Origin of the sequence: Terrimicrobium sacchariphilum (genome assembly GCF_001613545.1) — a bacterium.
GTDB lineage: Bacteria > Verrucomicrobiota > Verrucomicrobiia > Chthoniobacterales > Terrimicrobiaceae > Terrimicrobium > Terrimicrobium sacchariphilum.
In genome coordinates, this window is the sequence record NZ_BDCO01000001.1 from 45148 (window position 1) to 59872 (window position 14725).

Below are 14725 nucleotides of genomic sequence, written 5' to 3' on the forward strand. Positions count from 1 at the left end.
GACGATGTATCGCCTCCTCCTCCTCACACTCCTGATGTCCATCGCACCGGTCGGCCTGGCACAGTCCACACCTGCGCCCTTGATCGTGCCGGTGTGGCCGGGCAAACCGCCGGGAGAAATCTCCGCAGAGCCCGAAGCCGACCTGCCTGCGCGCAATGACGACGTCCAGAGGACGACCAATGTCAGCGCGCCGACCATCACGGTTTATCCGGCGGCAAAGACGACTCGCCCGAGCCCCGCCGTACTCATCTGCCCGGGTGGCGGATACAGCTATCTCGCGATCAACAAGGAGGGGACGGAGATCGCGGCCTGGCTCCATTCGCTGGGCGTGACCGGTGTCGTGCTCAAATACCGCGTCCCGAATAACAAAGCCGGCGCCCTGCAGGATGCGCAGCGCGCCATGGCCCTCATCCGCTCGCACGCCGCAGAATGGAACATCGACCCCGAGCGGCTCGGCATCATGGGATTCTCCGCCGGGGGAAACCTCGCCGCCGCCACCGCGGCCCAGGGAGCCGAAAAGACCTACGCGGCCATCGATGAGGTCGACCGACAGAGCTCCGCGGTGGATTTCGCCGCGTTGATCTACCCGGCCTATCTGACGGACAAGACCGGCGCACTCGCCGGGCAATTCTCCAATCTCTCGACTTATCCTCCGACCTTCATCGCTGTCACGCAGGATGACAAACTCTGCGCTCCCGGCTGCCTGAGGTTTTTCGAGGCGCTGAATCAGGCTGGCGTACGGACCGATCTTCATATCTTTTCCGAGGGAGGACATGCCTGGGCGCTGCGTCAGAAATCCCTCCCTGTGAAGGCGTGGCCCGACCTCTGCGCCGCCTGGCTGAGCAACCTCCCCTCTCCCGCCCGATGAATATCCCCCGCGCCCTTCTCCTTACGTCGATCTGGACGGCCTCGCTGTCTGCCGAACTCCTGCCCACCGCATGGGCAGAGGATGACTGGGCATGGATTCGCGCCAGGGGAGCGCAGTTCGTCACCTCGCCCTCCAGCGAGGGCGGAGAGCGTCCCTTCATCCCGGTGGGTATTGGCTACTGCCGGGATGTGATCATCAAGGCGCAGGACGAAGAGGTCATGAAATTCTGCAGGAGTCATGATCTGAATACCGTCCGGCTCGCCTTCTATACCCGCTTCTTTAATAACAAAGGCGACCGCCCCATCGACATTGAGGAGCATATCCGCACCTTCATCGATCCGGTCGTGCAGGCCGCGAAAAAAGAGGGGCTCCATGTGATCCTCGATGGCCACGAATATCTCAGCGCGGCGATCGACGAGGCCACGGCACGGCAGAAGCAAAAGTCCCGCCTGTGGAACGAAGACGAGATCCAGCAATGGACCGACGCCTGGAAAAAAGTCGCGGCGCATTACAAAGATGAGCCTTTCGTGCTGGGTTACGAGATCATGAACGAGCCTCACGACATCGATCCCGCCGATGCCCGGCGCATTCTCACCCGCTGCCTCAAGGCCATCCGCGAGGTCGATCAAAAGCACATCGTTTTCCTCAGCAACTGCGACTGGAGCCACGCCCGGGCCATGGAAAAGACCTGGGGCGACGTCGCGTCAACCGTGGACGCGCCGTATCACAACGTCGCCTTCACCTTCCACGAGTACCCGGAGGACAACAACCCCTGGGAGGTCGCAAAAGATGTCACCGCCTTCCGCAATAAACATGGCGTGCCGGTCCTCTGCACGGAATTCGGCGCGACCCAGTGGAACAAGAGCGAAACCGTCTGCCGGAAATTCCAGGCCGGAATGCTGGCGTTTTTTGCGAAGGAAGATGTCGGGTGGATGGTGTGGGCGCTCAAGACGCTCACCGACAATCCCCGCAACCCTTACAACCAGGTTGACAAAACCGGCCTCGGCCCGCCGCCTTCCCATGATTCCTGTCAATACAGCGACCTCTGGGCTCCCGTAGCCCGCATCATGGCCAGCCCCGCGCCCCAACCCGCCAGGTAACCAGCATTTGCCTTTTCCTATGAAACCCCGTCTCCTGCCCATCCTTCGATCCGCGAAAACACACCTCCTTCTTACGGCACTCGGCCTCGTGGCATCCCTGCCCGCCTCCGCTCGCGGGGAAATGCTGAAGGCCGGGGATTTCGTCGCGGTCTGTGGCGACTCCATCACGGCGCAGTGTCTCTATTCCCAATATATCGAGGATTACCTGGTGCTCTGCCGCCCCGCCGCCGGGCTGCAGGTGCAGCAGTTTGGCTGGGGTGGAGAACGAGCCCCGGGGTTCCTGGGCCGGATGGAGAATGATGTCCTCGTCTTCAGGCCCAATGTCGTGACCCTCTGCTACGGGATGAACGACGGCAGCTATACCGCGGGCAAAGGCAGTATCTACGACACCTACCGCGCCGCAATGACCGACATCGTGACCGGGCTGAAGAAAGCGGGCGTGCGCGATATCGTGATCGGCACCCCGGGCGCAGTCGATACCGACACCTTCATGAAGCTCGACCCCGCCGTCTATAACAATACGCTGAAGGAACTCGGCAATGTCGGCAAGGAAGTCGCCGCCAGGGAGGGCGTGGGCTTCGCCGACGTCCACTCGCTGATGATCGACGCGATGGCCCGGGCGAAGGCGAAGTATGGCAAGGATTACAACGTGGCTGGCGGCGACGGCGTGCACCCCAATCGCAACGGCCATCTCATCATGGCTTATGCCTTTCTCAAGGCGCTGGGCTGCGACGGCGACATCGGCACCATAACGTTCGACCAGAAGGCTGGAAAGGCCGAGGCCACGGAGGGCCACAAGGTCGTCTCCTTCGGCAAGGATTTCGTCGAGGTCGAGTCGTCGCGCTATCCGTTTTGCTTCTCCGGCGACCCCTCCAAGCCGGACAGCAACCTGGGAATGACGGAATTCATCCCCTTTAACAATGACCTGAACCGCTTTAAACTCGTGGTGAAGAACCCGACCGGGAAAAGCGTGAAGATCACCTGGGGCAAAAACTCGAAGACCTTTTCCGCCGAGCAGGCCGCCGAGGGCATCAACCTCGCCGCCGAGTTCCCGGAGAATCCCTTCAGCCAGCCATTCGCCGATGCCGAGGCCAGGATCCGGCAAAAGCAGGTCGACGAAGGCATTCTCTCCAAAGAGTTGCTGCACTCCCTCCCGCAGTGGTCGAAGAGCCTGCCCGACGAGAAGCCGACCTTCCAGAAGCTCCCGGAGAAAATCGTCGGCGCTGCCGCAACCCTGCGGAAACAATCTTCCGAGCTCGCCGTCCCCGTGAAACATCGCATCATCGTGGAATCCCTCTAGGCCCAGATGATACCTCCGAGAACTAACCCCGGTTTACTCAGAAATCCCGCGATCTGGCTGGCCCTGCCGGCAGCGGTCTTCCTCGTGCTTCCCGCCCTCTGCGACCCACACCGCACGGAGTATGTCAAAGCTCCGGTCTTCACCCCGCTCCCGCTCGGCGCGGTCAAGCCGACGGGGTGGATGAAAGACTGGTGCCAGGAGGCGGTCAATGGAATCCCGGGGCATGCCGACCAGCTCGACCCGGCTTTCGAAAAGGGCTGGCTGGATGCCTCGATCAAGGCAAACAGCCAGGGGATGCAGCCGGGAGACCGCCCAAATGGCTACGCCCTGGAGCAAGCCGGGTACTGGCTCGATGGCGCCACCCGCCTCGCCCACCTGCTCGGTGACAAGGAGCTCCTGGCGAAATGCCGCCTGCGTTATGACGCCATCCTGAAACGCGTGGAAGCAACCGGCGTCCCCATGGATGGCAGCCCCGCGATGTGGAACGAGGGTGAGAAATGGGCCCACTGGCCGATGGCAGTGGTGGGTCGGGCCCTCCTCGCGGAATATTCCGCCACCGATGACCCTCGCTACCTGCACGCGATCGAAAAAATCTACGCCGACTATGCGCGCTTCAACGCGGCCACGAATGACAAAGGGAAAACCTTTTCCCTCATCGCCCATCCCGGTCGCCAGCCTAATAACGCCGAGATCATGCTGGAGGCGTATCGCCTCGGCGGTCGGAGCGAGCTGAGGGACGACGCCCTCGCCATCATCCGGGCCCAGGAAAGCGAGATCGATGAACGCCTCGCCTGGCATGAAGAGGGGCTGGCCACGGGAAAGACAGATCGCCGCTTCTATGGCGTCAAATACGGCCACGCCGTGACCTTCAACGAGTCGACCAAAATCCCGGCCATCGGCTACCAGTACTCCGGCGATGACCGGTGGCTGAAGTTCTCCGAGGCGAGCTACGACGACATGGAGCAAAACGAAATGCTCCCCTACGGCCTGACCAGCGCGCATGAGCAACTCGGCGGCATCGGCCCCTTCTCCACCACGGAAATGTGCAACGCGATCGACTACATGTGGTCATCGCTCTGGCTGCTCCGCATCACGGGCAAACCGACTTACGGAGATCGGATCGAGCGCGATTTCTTCAATGCCGGACCGGGCGGCATCGCCCCGGACTTCCATCGTCACGTGTATTTCCTCAGCCCCAATAGAATCGACGCCGAGCATCCGAAGAAGATGTCCGTGGGAGGCAGCCCCGACTATGCGCCGAAGCAATTCCCGCTCTGCTGTACGGGCAACATCGCCCGGCTGCTGCCCAATTACATCATGCACCAGTGGATGACCACGGATGACCAGGGGCTCGCGGCGGTGCTTTACGGTCCGAACACCGTCACCACCATCGTGCGCGGCGCCGAGGTTTCCATCACGTCGCGTACAGACTACCCGTTCTCCGATAAAATCTCGCTCGAGATCACGCCGAGGAGCCCCGTGGAGTTCCCCCTCTACCTGCGCGTGCCAGCGTGGTGCGAAAATCCCAGGCTCGAGATCAACGGCAAGACCGTCGCGGTGACTGTCGACAAGGGATTCCTCAAGGTCAGCCGTCACTGGGCGGCAGGAGATGTGGTCAACCTGCAGCTCCCCTCACAGCCCAAGGTTCACGTCGGCCAATGCGCGAACGGGGCCCCGTTCTCCTTCGCCACCTACGGGCCGCTGCTTTTCGCCCTGAATATTCCCACCAGGGACGGCGATCTGAACCAGCCCGCGCCGGGCTTCGACTTTCAGTATGCCCTCATCCCCGGCGCCGTGCCGGAGGTAACGCACCGGCCCATGCCCAGCCCGTGGACCTGGGCCACGCCGCCCCTGAGCCTGCGGGTAAAGGCAATACCCGCGCCGTTTGGAAAGGACTTCTCCCTGCCTGCGCAGCCCGTGGCGATCGGAGAGAGCAAGATTCAGGACATCGAGCTTATTCCCTTTGGATCGACGGCCTTCCGGGTCAGCATGTTCCGCGTGGCCGGGGGAGGCGTGAAAAAGTAACCGCACGCCTATCTCGATAACCGGCGGGTGGTCCAGCCTGCGGCCCACTCGCCCTCGACAAACGTCGCCCGGGGATAGGGCGGCACCCCGCGCTGGTTCAGGGTGAGCTGCTCGGCGATGATCTGCACCCCCGCCGCACCGACCAGCTCGCTATGCTGGTCAACGCCTGACCAGTCACTCTCGGCTCCGTGCCTGCTCAGGGTGGCGAGTCCGACATCCCCGGGGATGTCGAGGCCCGCGTCGACCAGCCAGCCGCGGACATCCTTGGTGAGGCACACCACCACCTCCGGCTTGTTTTTGTGAAACCACTTCATGAACTTGACCGAATTCCAGTCGGTAAGATCCTCCGGGGCAAAATGAGGGAGCCGGTCGCACGCAGGCTGGGCTCCGGAATAGAGCCGGTAGGCGGCCTCGAAGGTCCCCTGCGCGTAACGGTTTGCCCGCTCCGGCAGCGCGAGCCCGATGCGCCGGTACCCCAGACGATGCAATTTCCTCAGGACGAGACTGACGTTGTAATAGTGATTCGCCGCTGCGTACGAGAACCTCGGGCGCACATGCACAAACCCGAGGGTGGCGATGGAAAACCGCGTCCAGTCCAGGCGCAGGCGGATAAAGGGATTCTCAAAAGGCGCGACCAGCACCCCATCCACGCCTCGTGCCACGAGGATGTCATTGCACCTCCGGCTGTCCAGGGACTGATCGATCAGGGAAATCGGATCCAGCTCAAAACCGAGATGAAAGGCTCGCTCCCTGGCCGACTCATAGATCTTCCGATAGGAAAGCACCTTTTGATACCAATGCTCCAGCGAGTAAGGCGTGAGAAAGGCGATGATCGCCTGGGAGCGCGTGCCGTGCGCACCGCGCACTCGTTGCATATTGGCGGTGACGTAGGGATTCTCGCGGTAACCCATTTCCTCCGCGACCCGGAGGATGTGGAGGCGCGTGGCCTCGGGAATGGAGGGGTGATTCTTCAAGGCGCGGCTCACCGTCGATCGGGCGACACCGGCCTTGGCCGCCACGGCATTCTGGGTGGGAGACGGCAACTGCCTGCTAGCTGGGGGTTTCATACGCTGCAATCCCGATGGAAGGTCAAAATGAGCGGTTTGACAAGCTCGCGCAACGAGGTGCACCGCTTTCAATTTGTCTCCCGTGGGATCGTGGCCTAATCTCCTAACGTCCTGCCCATGAAATCTCCCTCCCCAGTTGATCTTCGGCCATCGAATGGCGGCTTTAGCCTGGTGGAAATCGTGCTGGCCATAGGCATCACCTCGTTTGCTCTCATCGCCACGCTGGGCCTCCTGCCCGTCGGGCTCAATACCCTCCGCGAATCCAGCACGCAAACCGCCGTGGCAAACATCTCCCAATATGTCCGCGGTGAGCTCCAGCAGATTTCCTTTAATCCCTCCACCGCCTTTAACATTCAGAACCTCAACTCGGTCACGTATTATTTTACCAGAGACGGCGTAAAGACGGATGCTAACAGCGGATACTATCTGGCGAAATTTGACCTGAACAACGGCTCCGTCGGAGGCAATACCTTCGACTCCACCTCCGCACAGAATATCAAGGTGACGCTTTCTTATCCGGCGACTGCGGCGGTCGCCGCGCGGAAGACCTTCATCTTCTCGCTGTTTGCCGCCCGGCAATCGAACCAATAAGTCACTCCCCGCCGTATGGTCAGAGCATCGCTAGGGCTGTCACCTCGCATCCGCCCCGGGAAGGGCTTCACCATCCTGGAGATGCTGGTGGCGACGACGGTGCTCGTGCTGTTGCTTACGCTCATCATGAGCGTCCTGAATCAAACGACATCGACGATCCGCCAGTCGACAGCCCAGGCCGATACCTTCACGGCGGCACGTTCCGCCTTTGACCTCGTCATCCGGCATCTGTCTCAGGCCATCCTCAATCCCTACTGGGACTATGACAGCCCGACATCGCCGACGCGATACCTGCGGCAATCCGACCTGCACTTTGTCGTGCGCCAGAACACGCAGGGCACAAGCTCTGGCCAGGAGGTCTTCTTTCAAGCTCCGGATGGCTTTTCCCTATCTCCCTCCTATCAATCCGCCGCCGGGCTCCTGAATGCCTGCGGCTACCGGGTGGTCTACGGGAGTGACGATGGCTTTCGCGCAGGGGCGGCTTCCGCGCCGAGATGGCGCTACCGGCTGATGCAAAGCCTGCAACCCGCCGAGAGTCTCCAGGTCTTTGACAACAAGGACGTCTCCAACCCGCAATGGATCCAGTCGGCCGTGAAAACAGAGCTCCCCGTGGCCGAGAACATCGTCGCCATGATCGTCTGGCCCCGCCTCGCCGCCGGGGATGATCCCAATGGAGCGAGCCTGACATCGAACTATCAGTACAACTCCCGCGATAACGCCACGGACAAGCCGCAGCCTTCCACCGCCAACCAACTCCCGCCCACCGTACAGATCACCCTCATCGCCATCAGCGAAGCATCGGCTGCGCGGCTGGACACACGATCATCCTCTGCGCCTGCGGAGATCCAGAGCGCTCTGGCGGGGAAGTTCACCCAGGTCTCGCAATATCAGCACGATCTCGACGACGTCGCGCAAAAGCTGGCCGCCCAAAACATCTCCTTTCAGATCTTTAACCTCTCCGTCGTCATGAAGGAGTCGAAATGGAGCCCATGATCCATCATCGCCGCGGCTTTTCCCTCATCGAACTGCTGGTCGTGATAGCCATCATGGGCATCCTCATGGCGCTGACCGTGCCAGCCGTTTCCTCGCTGATAGAGAATACGAATGTCACCCGCGCCGCCCAGCTCGTAGAGAGTCAGCTCCAGCTCGCCCGGCAGCTGGCATCGTCAAAGAATCGCCCGGTCGAGGTGCGGTTCATCAAGGTTCCCGCCCAATCCGCCAACGGGATCAGCGCGATTCAGCTCTGGCAGATGGACCCTCCCGGTGGAGCCGGCGCCGCGCAGGCGCGCCCGCTGACCCGCGCGGAAATGCTCCCCACGGCACTCTGTATTTCCGAAGACACCGCGACGGCGTCTCGCCTTTTCGCCACGTGTGGGCTGACCAATGCCATGCCGACGGGCACTCCCCTGTCCGGGAATTCCTACGCCGCCTTTCAGGTCTTTCCCTCCGGCCTGCTCTCGCCCTACGTGGAGATGGCTAAGGCCTACGTGACGGTGCTGCCGACGCGAAATGGCAAGGACACGTCTCTGCCGCGCAACTACGCCACCATCCAGATCAACCCCATGACAGGAACTCCCAGCACCTACCGGCCATGATGACGCACCCGGCATTAGCAAGATCCCGGCACCGCGGCATGGCCCTGATCATCGTGCTAGCCATGGTGGCGCTCATCGCCGCCCTAGCTATCGGCTTTCTCAACCGCGCGGGCTCCAACCGCAGCGCAGCCGCGAGCTATGGGGCCACAGCGACCACCCGGCAGATCGCGGATACCACCGTCAACATCGTCCAGGGCCAGATCAATCAGGCGACCAAGCTGGCCTCCGGCTCCGTGTGGGCGTCCCAGCCCGGCGCCATCCGCACCTTCAGGTCCGACGGGACGCTGGATACGATTTACCGGCTCTACTCCTCCTCCTCGCTCAAGGCTGCCAGCTACGCAGCTCTCGCGAGCGATGTCCCCGCGACCAACTGGAGCTCCAACCCCGCGATCTGGGTCGATCTCAATGCCCCGGCGGTCCGCGCAGGCACATCGTCGCTGAGCTACCCGATCCTCGATACCCGGTCTCCCACCAGCTCCGGCCTCCTCACCCTCGATGGGTTCGCCCTGGATAGCCCGCCCGGGGCCTCCAGCAACCAGCCTGCCCCCATGCCCGTGCGCTGGCTCTATGTCCTCCGCAATGGCGAGATCATTTCCCCGGACGATGGCGGCACGGGACAAATCGCCACCTTTTCCAACTCCAGCGTAAAGCCCGGCGCGGACAACCCCATCGTGGGACGCACCGCATTCTGGACCGATGACGAAAGCTGCAAGATCAACATCAATACCGCCGCCGACGGAACCTTCTGGGATACGCCCCATGTCAATGCCAGCGATGAACGGCAGATGGCAAAAAGCCAGCCGATGGCTCGGGAATACCAGCGCTACCCGGGGCATCCTGCCACCACATCGCTCAAGGCCGTCCTCACCGCGCTGGGCGTGGATCCGGCCCCCTACCCCTCGGCGATGGGAAGCACATCGAAACTCTTCAAGCTCTTCCCGCGCTACAATGATGACTACGGCTCGAAGCAAGGCACCGCCACGACGTCCGACACCTCCACCCCGGAAACGGCTAAAACCGATCATCTCTACTCCAGCGTCGGAGAGATGCTCTTCAGCCCCACTCGCAACAGCTCAAACCTGACCCTGGCCCAGATCGAGACCGGCAAATTCTTCCTCACCGCCACGAGCCGCTCTCCCGAGCTCAATCTCTTCGGCCAGCCCCGCATCGCCACCTGGCCGGTGTCGGAGAATGGGAGCGACAATTATCGCACCCCCATCGACCGGCTCATCGCCTTTGCCTCCACCATCAACGGCAAGCCGTATTATTTCACCCGGCTCAACCCTCGTAGTCCGAGCGCTGACCTTTCGCTCAACCGCAATCAGCAACTGCTGAACTACCTCGACCGCTCCACGCAGCGCAATGTGCCGGGAGTCGGAAAGAGCTTTGTCGACAAATATGGTCAGACCGAGACCCGCCAGATCCTCACCGAGATCTTTGACTACATCCGGTGCATGAATCTCCGGGATTCCACCCTGAGTAGTAACTACCAGTACGCAGTCCGTTCACCCAACGCCGCATCCAATCAGAACTTTGGCACTGGCGAGGTGACCCCCAGTATTTCCACTGCCTGGAACACGCAGGGCTTTGGCCGCTTTTATCGTATCACCGAGGTGGCGCTGGTCTTCGTCGCTGTGGGAGAGGGAGCCAATGGCTCGACAGGCGCCACCCCGGTCTACGAAGACCAAGCGGCCTCAGTCGGCTATAAGGGGCCTACTAATAATTACATACCGCCATCGGGTACACGCGCCGTCCAGGCCTTTCTGGTGATCAACTTCTTCGATCCCAATCTCGGCTGGAGCGCTCATTATCCAGACGCAAAAGTCACCGTATCCGGCCTCGATTCCTTCACCCTGAACGGCAACTCGATGGGGATGCCCAAGAGCGCCTCGGTCCAGCTGGCTTTCAACACGCCTCCGACACATTCCCGCGCCTATGGCGGTCCGCTCGACTGGCGCGCCCTCATCCGCAATCTCGGCACCGCCTATCCTTCGAAGTTTCCGCTCTACAGCAACATCCTGGAAATCCCCGTCGCGTCTGGGTCAATGAACTTCTCCGGCGGAGCGCTCACCCTCCAGCTGTACGATGGCGTGTCCAATCTCGTCTCGACCTACAAAATCAACTTTCCCGGCTCCACCGCGCTGCCCGTACCCGGCCTGCCGGTGTATCGCAAGTTTGGAGTAGTCAATTTAAACAGGGAAGCTTCGACAGATCCCATTGAGGATCGATTCGAAAAGCGGATAGCTCAAGCGGACCTGTACGCCTCTGCCGCGATCGATCCCAAGGACGTCGTCGTGAGCGTCGTCCCCTCCCAAGCATTCGGGGACTATCGCCTGCTGGCGAGAACCGATGTGCCGGATTCCGTATTCGTGCCCCACCCGTCCTCCGGAAGCCCTCAAGGGTTCGGGCTCGACACTCCGGTAAAGGACTTCAATGGATACGTGCGCGGCACCCTCTATGATCCCGCCCAGCAACTAAAGCGCAAGCCGTTCGTTCCCGCCACCGTCCAGGGTGCGTTTGTGGGAGCAACCTCGAACACTCCGGGGGATTGGGACAATGGGTTTGGGAGCCTGCTGGATGGTCCCTTTATTAACAAACCAGACGAAGGAACCATCTATAAGGCTGCGACGCAGGTCCCGTACTTCGACACGGACTACGGAGAACAAGCCATCGGCGCGTCGTTCTTCTCCGCCAATCGCCAGGTGCCATCACCCGTGATGTTCGGGTCTCTGCCCACGGGAGTCATCGCGCAGAGCCCCTGGCAGACGCTGCTGTTCCGGCCGGGTCCGACCGGACACCCCGGCTCGAATGATCCCCGGGATCACTACCTGCTCGATCTTTTCTGGATGCCGATCGCCGAGCCCTATGCCATCAGCGAACCATTCTCGACCGCAGGGAAAGTCAATATGAATTACCAGATCCTGCCGTTTACCTATATCACGCGGAATACAGCCCTTCGCGCAGTGCTGGCGCCGGAGAAGGTCGCTCAGATTCCCAAGTTCGCCGGCGTCTACCAGCGGACAATATCCAGTCCGGCGCGTTCGTCCCTGAACCTCAGCGATACCAATGGAACCCTGCGCCAATTCAAAGACCGCTTCTCCCAGGGCGACATCTTTCGCTCGGCCACGGAGATCTGCGACATTTTCCTGGTCCCGTCCGGTGCCTCGTGGACCTCGGACTCCGCTGCACGAACGGAGTGGTATGGTGACAAGTATGCCCTGGTGGGAGACAACCTCCGCGAGCGGCCGTATGCGACGATTTATCCCCGCATCACGACAAAGTCGAACACCTTCCGGGTTTACTACACCACCCAGTCGCTGAACAATCGCTCACCCGATCCCGCGGTCTGGAACGAATCCCTCGGCGTGATCACCGGGGAATATCGCGGATCGACCACCATCGAGCGCTACCTCAACCCGGCGGATACCAATCTGCCGGATGCCGCGACCGATGCGTCTGATCCTTCTCTGGAGAGCTACTATCGCTGGCGTGTGGTCGAGCAAACAGGCTTCGTTCCCTGAGTCGGGTTCATTCAGGACCTGCCAAGGCTGAAATGCCGCCTCGGGCGGCCCCTTCTCCTATCAGCAATTCTTCAAACATGTCTCGCACCAAGATCGGGTCTTTCGTCACATGAGGTCGAAGACCGCATAGACGCACTTCTCGCCGAGATGCGACCAGAGGCTCAAGGCGCGGGCCTTGGTCATGTGTGGTGCTGGGACTTCATGAGCGACTATGCGCAGCGAGGCGACAAGCTGCGTGTCTTTACCCCTGATCGAAGAATACACCCGGGAATGCCACCGCATCGATGCATCACAGAACATCAACAATCCGAAAACCCTCTCACGTCATCCGAACCTAAATGTGGGACCCAAGCGTTAGGTAAGGTCAGCCATATTTAAAAATTTGCGCGGACTCGTCGATTGCTTCAGCTGGAGAGTTAATCTGAGGACTCGGTATTGATGTCTAGGCTAGTTGTTTTGGTTCGTCCATCCTCGGCGCAAGGAGCCGAAGATTGATCGGGCGGATTGGCTATTAAGGGATAGGCTCTGATAGCCACGCTAGCTGTGCGGTCGCGATTGTTGCCGTTGCGCGGGAAGTCTCGATGTTTCGCCTTTGTCGGCAATCCCGGCGAATCGCCTAGCGGCACGGTCTTGCCAGTGCTGGGCGGTACTCGCGGTCCCTGCGCTCGGCGCAGCTTCTGCACATGCCGCTTGCTCTCTACCTGGAGCCCATCGGCGAGTCCGCTCAGGACAGGCTTTTCTCAGGGGGGATCAGAAAGCCGGAATCCACGGGCACGCAAACAGTGGCTCCAGAAGACGAGGCAAATACCATCTCGCCGGGGAGAAATTCAGCCTTCCCGACGTCAGTAAAGCCCTTTGGCACGTTGACCGCTCCTTGGATGTAGCGCACCTCAAAGGGAGACCTGCCGGTCAGGTTTACGCTGGTCGGAATGCCGCGACAGCTTATCGGATTAGGACGACTGGATTCGGCGACGCCGCGATCGAAGTACATGCAGCCATCCTCGATGCCGAGGCAGCTGTTTCGCCCGCTCCAAGGAGGCTGGTGGCGGCCTTTGTTTTCCACCCAAAACAATCGTCCAGGCATGACGGCGGGGTTCTTCAAGGCAAACCACATCCAGTTTTCCTCGATGTTGATCGCAACCACCCAGGAGAGGGCAGCTTTGGCAGGCCGCTCAAATTGCTGGAGGAGATCGCAAAAGCCGGGACGCGTCGGAAACGCGGAATAATCCGCCGGGGGCTCGCCCTTGAATATCGAATGCACCTTTGCCAGCGAACGGAAAACGGCGTCACGAGCCAGAAACTGATACTCTCCCTGCGCGGGATCAGCCAAGGCCACAGGGTAGGTCCGCCCAAAGGTGAAAGGGCTGGTGAAGATGCGCAGCGCACGCTCCTGCTGAGGAGTCGCAAGCACGGCATGGTGTGCAAAGGGAGTATGCCCGCGAAATCCCTCGATCACCGTGCGGCAATAGACGGCATTGTGACCATCGCGGAGCGTGAACTCGCGATGAACCACGCCCGGACGCACCTGGGTCTCGAGGCAGATGCGAAGGCTGGTCGCACCCTCGGTCCGAACCGCCTCCTCCAGCCTCCAGCGGTCCCCCGCAGTATCGCCGTGCGGGGGATGTCTTTCGCCGCGCCAGGCTTCCTGATTCGCACCAAAAGGCAGGCAGAAGAAATCACCTCGCAGCGGGACCATCGTTGCTGGCATGGGAACCGGGCGCTCATCCTGCCACGGGCTGATATAGTAGGGCTGGACGGGATGCTTGCCGTCCCGGCAAAAGGTGACGGGTGCCATGTGGCCGCCGAGTTCCGTCACGGCAAGACTCACACAATCGTTACTGATGACCCAGGACGGCTGGGAGGCTATCTTTCGGCGCTCGGGAAAGGGGTACTTCATTGATGGATGGAGGCAAATCTATCCTCCAGCATCAGGCAGAGACAATGATAGATCGGGAGATGAAATTCTCGGACGAGCGTCGTGCTCGTCGCAGGGACACAGATGCAAACATCGGCCAGATCCTTTAGCCCGCCGCCACTTTCCCCGGTGAGCGCGAGAACAGGAAGCTGCCTCACCAGTATAACCCCGCCATTGCTCAACACCTCCCTCCCGTGAACTCCCCCTCGAATCGCCGGCGATCCAATCTTAGCAACTTCCACCCATCTCCGGCACTATATTTCATTAATTAACCCCCCTCGGTTAAGCGTCTTGAATAACGTCAACCTTAACAGCCAACCCCGGCGACCTCGCAACTTTCTTGTTCCAGGGACAAAATATCCGGGCTAGCTGTGTAAAAGCTAGTGTAGAAAGTCGGATCCGGCGCGCCCGCCAACTGTAGCAGTGCATCGCCGAACGCTCCCGCCGTGATGATGCTTGCCAGAGTGCATGATGACTAGGACATGCTCCCGCTCCGGGGATGACTTTTTCAGAAAGCGAAAATTTTCGGACTTTCGGCTTCGGTTGATGATTACTGCGCTGAATAGGTCAGCTCACCGTTCGCCGTCGCAATAGGCCGAGACCCAACGCCACACCAGAGACCATAAGCATCGCGTAGGTCGCCGGGAGATTCGACTGCTCCATCTAGGTTGCCAGCCGGTCGTCTGTGTATGGAAAAATTGGGAAGCCGCACCCCACGAATGGGGCGAGAAAAACCGGCGGCT

Annotated in this window: 12 protein-coding genes; 8 read left to right on the forward strand and 4 right to left on the reverse strand. The window is 60.8% G+C overall.

Features of this window, described 5'->3' with window-relative positions:
* The first annotated feature begins 4 nt into the window (after positions 1-4).
* Genes TSACC_RS00125 through TSACC_RS00140 form a run of 4 tightly spaced genes read left to right on the forward strand, consistent with a single transcriptional unit; the run spans position 5 to position 5293 of the window.
* Positions 5-868 carry an alpha/beta hydrolase gene (locus tag TSACC_RS00125; protein ID WP_075077375.1) on the forward strand — a complete coding sequence of 288 codons (864 nt, stop codon included), beginning with the start codon at positions 5-7 and terminating at the stop codon, positions 866-868.
* Entirely contained in the window at positions 865-1968 is a 1104-nt protein-coding gene (locus TSACC_RS00130) for a glycoside hydrolase family 5 protein (protein WP_075077376.1), read from the forward strand. Before TSACC_RS00125 ends, TSACC_RS00130 begins: the two co-directional genes overlap by 4 nt.
* 19 nt (positions 1969-1987) lie before the next feature.
* The gene (locus tag TSACC_RS00135) at positions 1988-3268 is read left to right on the forward strand and encodes an SGNH/GDSL hydrolase family protein (protein ID WP_075077377.1); all 1281 of its coding nucleotides are present in this window, start codon (positions 1988-1990) and stop codon (positions 3266-3268) included.
* Between the two features lie 6 nt (positions 3269-3274).
* The gene (locus tag TSACC_RS00140; protein WP_075077378.1) at positions 3275-5293 is read left to right on the forward strand and encodes a beta-L-arabinofuranosidase domain-containing protein; all 2019 of its coding nucleotides are present in this window, start codon (positions 3275-3277) and stop codon (positions 5291-5293) included.
* 8 nt (positions 5294-5301) lie between these two features.
* On the opposite strand, the gene TSACC_RS00145 is transcribed toward TSACC_RS00140, so the two are convergent.
* Positions 5302-6360, reverse strand: coding sequence for a LacI family DNA-binding transcriptional regulator (locus TSACC_RS00145; RefSeq protein WP_084400070.1), 1059 nt, complete (start codon positions 6358-6360; stop codon positions 5302-5304).
* A 117-nt stretch (positions 6361-6477) separates the two neighbouring features.
* Here TSACC_RS00145 and vccB point away from each other — a divergent pair, with 117 nt between their 5' ends.
* The 4 genes from vccB to vccA are packed head-to-tail and all read left to right on the forward strand — an operon-like array spanning position 6478 to position 12067.
* Entirely contained in the window at positions 6478-6951 is a 474-nt protein-coding gene (gene vccB, locus TSACC_RS00150; protein ID WP_075077380.1) for a Verru_Chthon cassette protein B, read from the forward strand.
* A 15-nt stretch (positions 6952-6966) separates the two neighbouring features.
* Positions 6967-7944 (forward strand): hypothetical protein, encoded by a 978-nt coding sequence (locus tag TSACC_RS00155; RefSeq protein WP_075077381.1) that lies wholly within the window; start codon positions 6967-6969, stop codon positions 7942-7944.
* Complete coding sequence (gene vccD, locus TSACC_RS00160; RefSeq protein WP_169809485.1) at positions 7941-8546, forward strand: Verru_Chthon cassette protein D; 606 nt, start codon at positions 7941-7943, stop codon at positions 8544-8546. The genes TSACC_RS00155 and vccD overlap by 4 nt, the downstream gene beginning before the upstream one ends.
* A 38-nt stretch (positions 8547-8584) precedes the next feature.
* Entirely contained in the window at positions 8585-12067 is a 3483-nt protein-coding gene (gene vccA, locus TSACC_RS00165) for a Verru_Chthon cassette protein A (protein ID WP_075077383.1), read from the forward strand.
* A 105-nt stretch (positions 12068-12172) separates the two neighbouring features.
* Here the strand turns inward: vccA and TSACC_RS21555 are convergent, their stop codons facing one another.
* The 3 genes from TSACC_RS21555 to TSACC_RS21400 form a co-directional block, all read right to left on the reverse strand.
* The gene (locus TSACC_RS21555) at positions 12173-12349 is read right to left on the reverse strand and encodes a hypothetical protein (protein WP_153811175.1); all 177 of its coding nucleotides are present in this window, start codon (positions 12347-12349) and stop codon (positions 12173-12175) included.
* Between the two features lie 442 nt (positions 12350-12791).
* Positions 12792-13964, reverse strand: coding sequence for a hypothetical protein (locus TSACC_RS00170; protein WP_075077384.1), 1173 nt, complete (start codon positions 13962-13964; stop codon positions 12792-12794).
* The gene (locus TSACC_RS21400; protein ID WP_153811176.1) at positions 13961-14140 is read right to left on the reverse strand and encodes a phosphoheptose isomerase family protein; all 180 of its coding nucleotides are present in this window, start codon (positions 14138-14140) and stop codon (positions 13961-13963) included. The genes TSACC_RS00170 and TSACC_RS21400 overlap by 4 nt, the downstream gene beginning before the upstream one ends.
* Between the last annotated feature and the right edge of the window lie 585 nt (positions 14141-14725).

Coding starts and splice junctions, on each gene's coding strand:
- TSACC_RS00125 (WP_075077375.1), top strand. CDS start 5: ATGTATCGCCTCCTCCTCCTCACACTCCTGATGTCCATCGCACCGGTC.
- TSACC_RS00130 (WP_075077376.1), top strand. CDS start 865: ATGAATATCCCCCGCGCCCTTCTCCTTACGTCGATCTGGACGGCCTCG.
- TSACC_RS00135 (WP_075077377.1), top strand. CDS start 1,988: ATGAAACCCCGTCTCCTGCCCATCCTTCGATCCGCGAAAACACACCTC.
- TSACC_RS00140 (WP_075077378.1), top strand. CDS start 3,275: ATGATACCTCCGAGAACTAACCCCGGTTTACTCAGAAATCCCGCGATC.
- TSACC_RS00145 (WP_084400070.1), bottom strand. CDS start 6,360: ATGAAACCCCCAGCTAGCAGGCAGTTGCCGTCTCCCACCCAGAATGCC.
- vccB (WP_075077380.1), top strand. CDS start 6,478: ATGAAATCTCCCTCCCCAGTTGATCTTCGGCCATCGAATGGCGGCTTT.
- TSACC_RS00155 (WP_075077381.1), top strand. CDS start 6,967: ATGGTCAGAGCATCGCTAGGGCTGTCACCTCGCATCCGCCCCGGGAAG.
- vccD (WP_169809485.1), top strand. CDS start 7,941: ATGATCCATCATCGCCGCGGCTTTTCCCTCATCGAACTGCTGGTCGTG.
- vccA (WP_075077383.1), top strand. CDS start 8,585: ATGGCCCTGATCATCGTGCTAGCCATGGTGGCGCTCATCGCCGCCCTA.
- TSACC_RS21555 (WP_153811175.1), bottom strand. CDS start 12,349: ATGCGGTGGCATTCCCGGGTGTATTCTTCGATCAGGGGTAAAGACACG.
- TSACC_RS00170 (WP_075077384.1), bottom strand. CDS start 13,964: ATGAAGTACCCCTTTCCCGAGCGCCGAAAGATAGCCTCCCAGCCGTCC.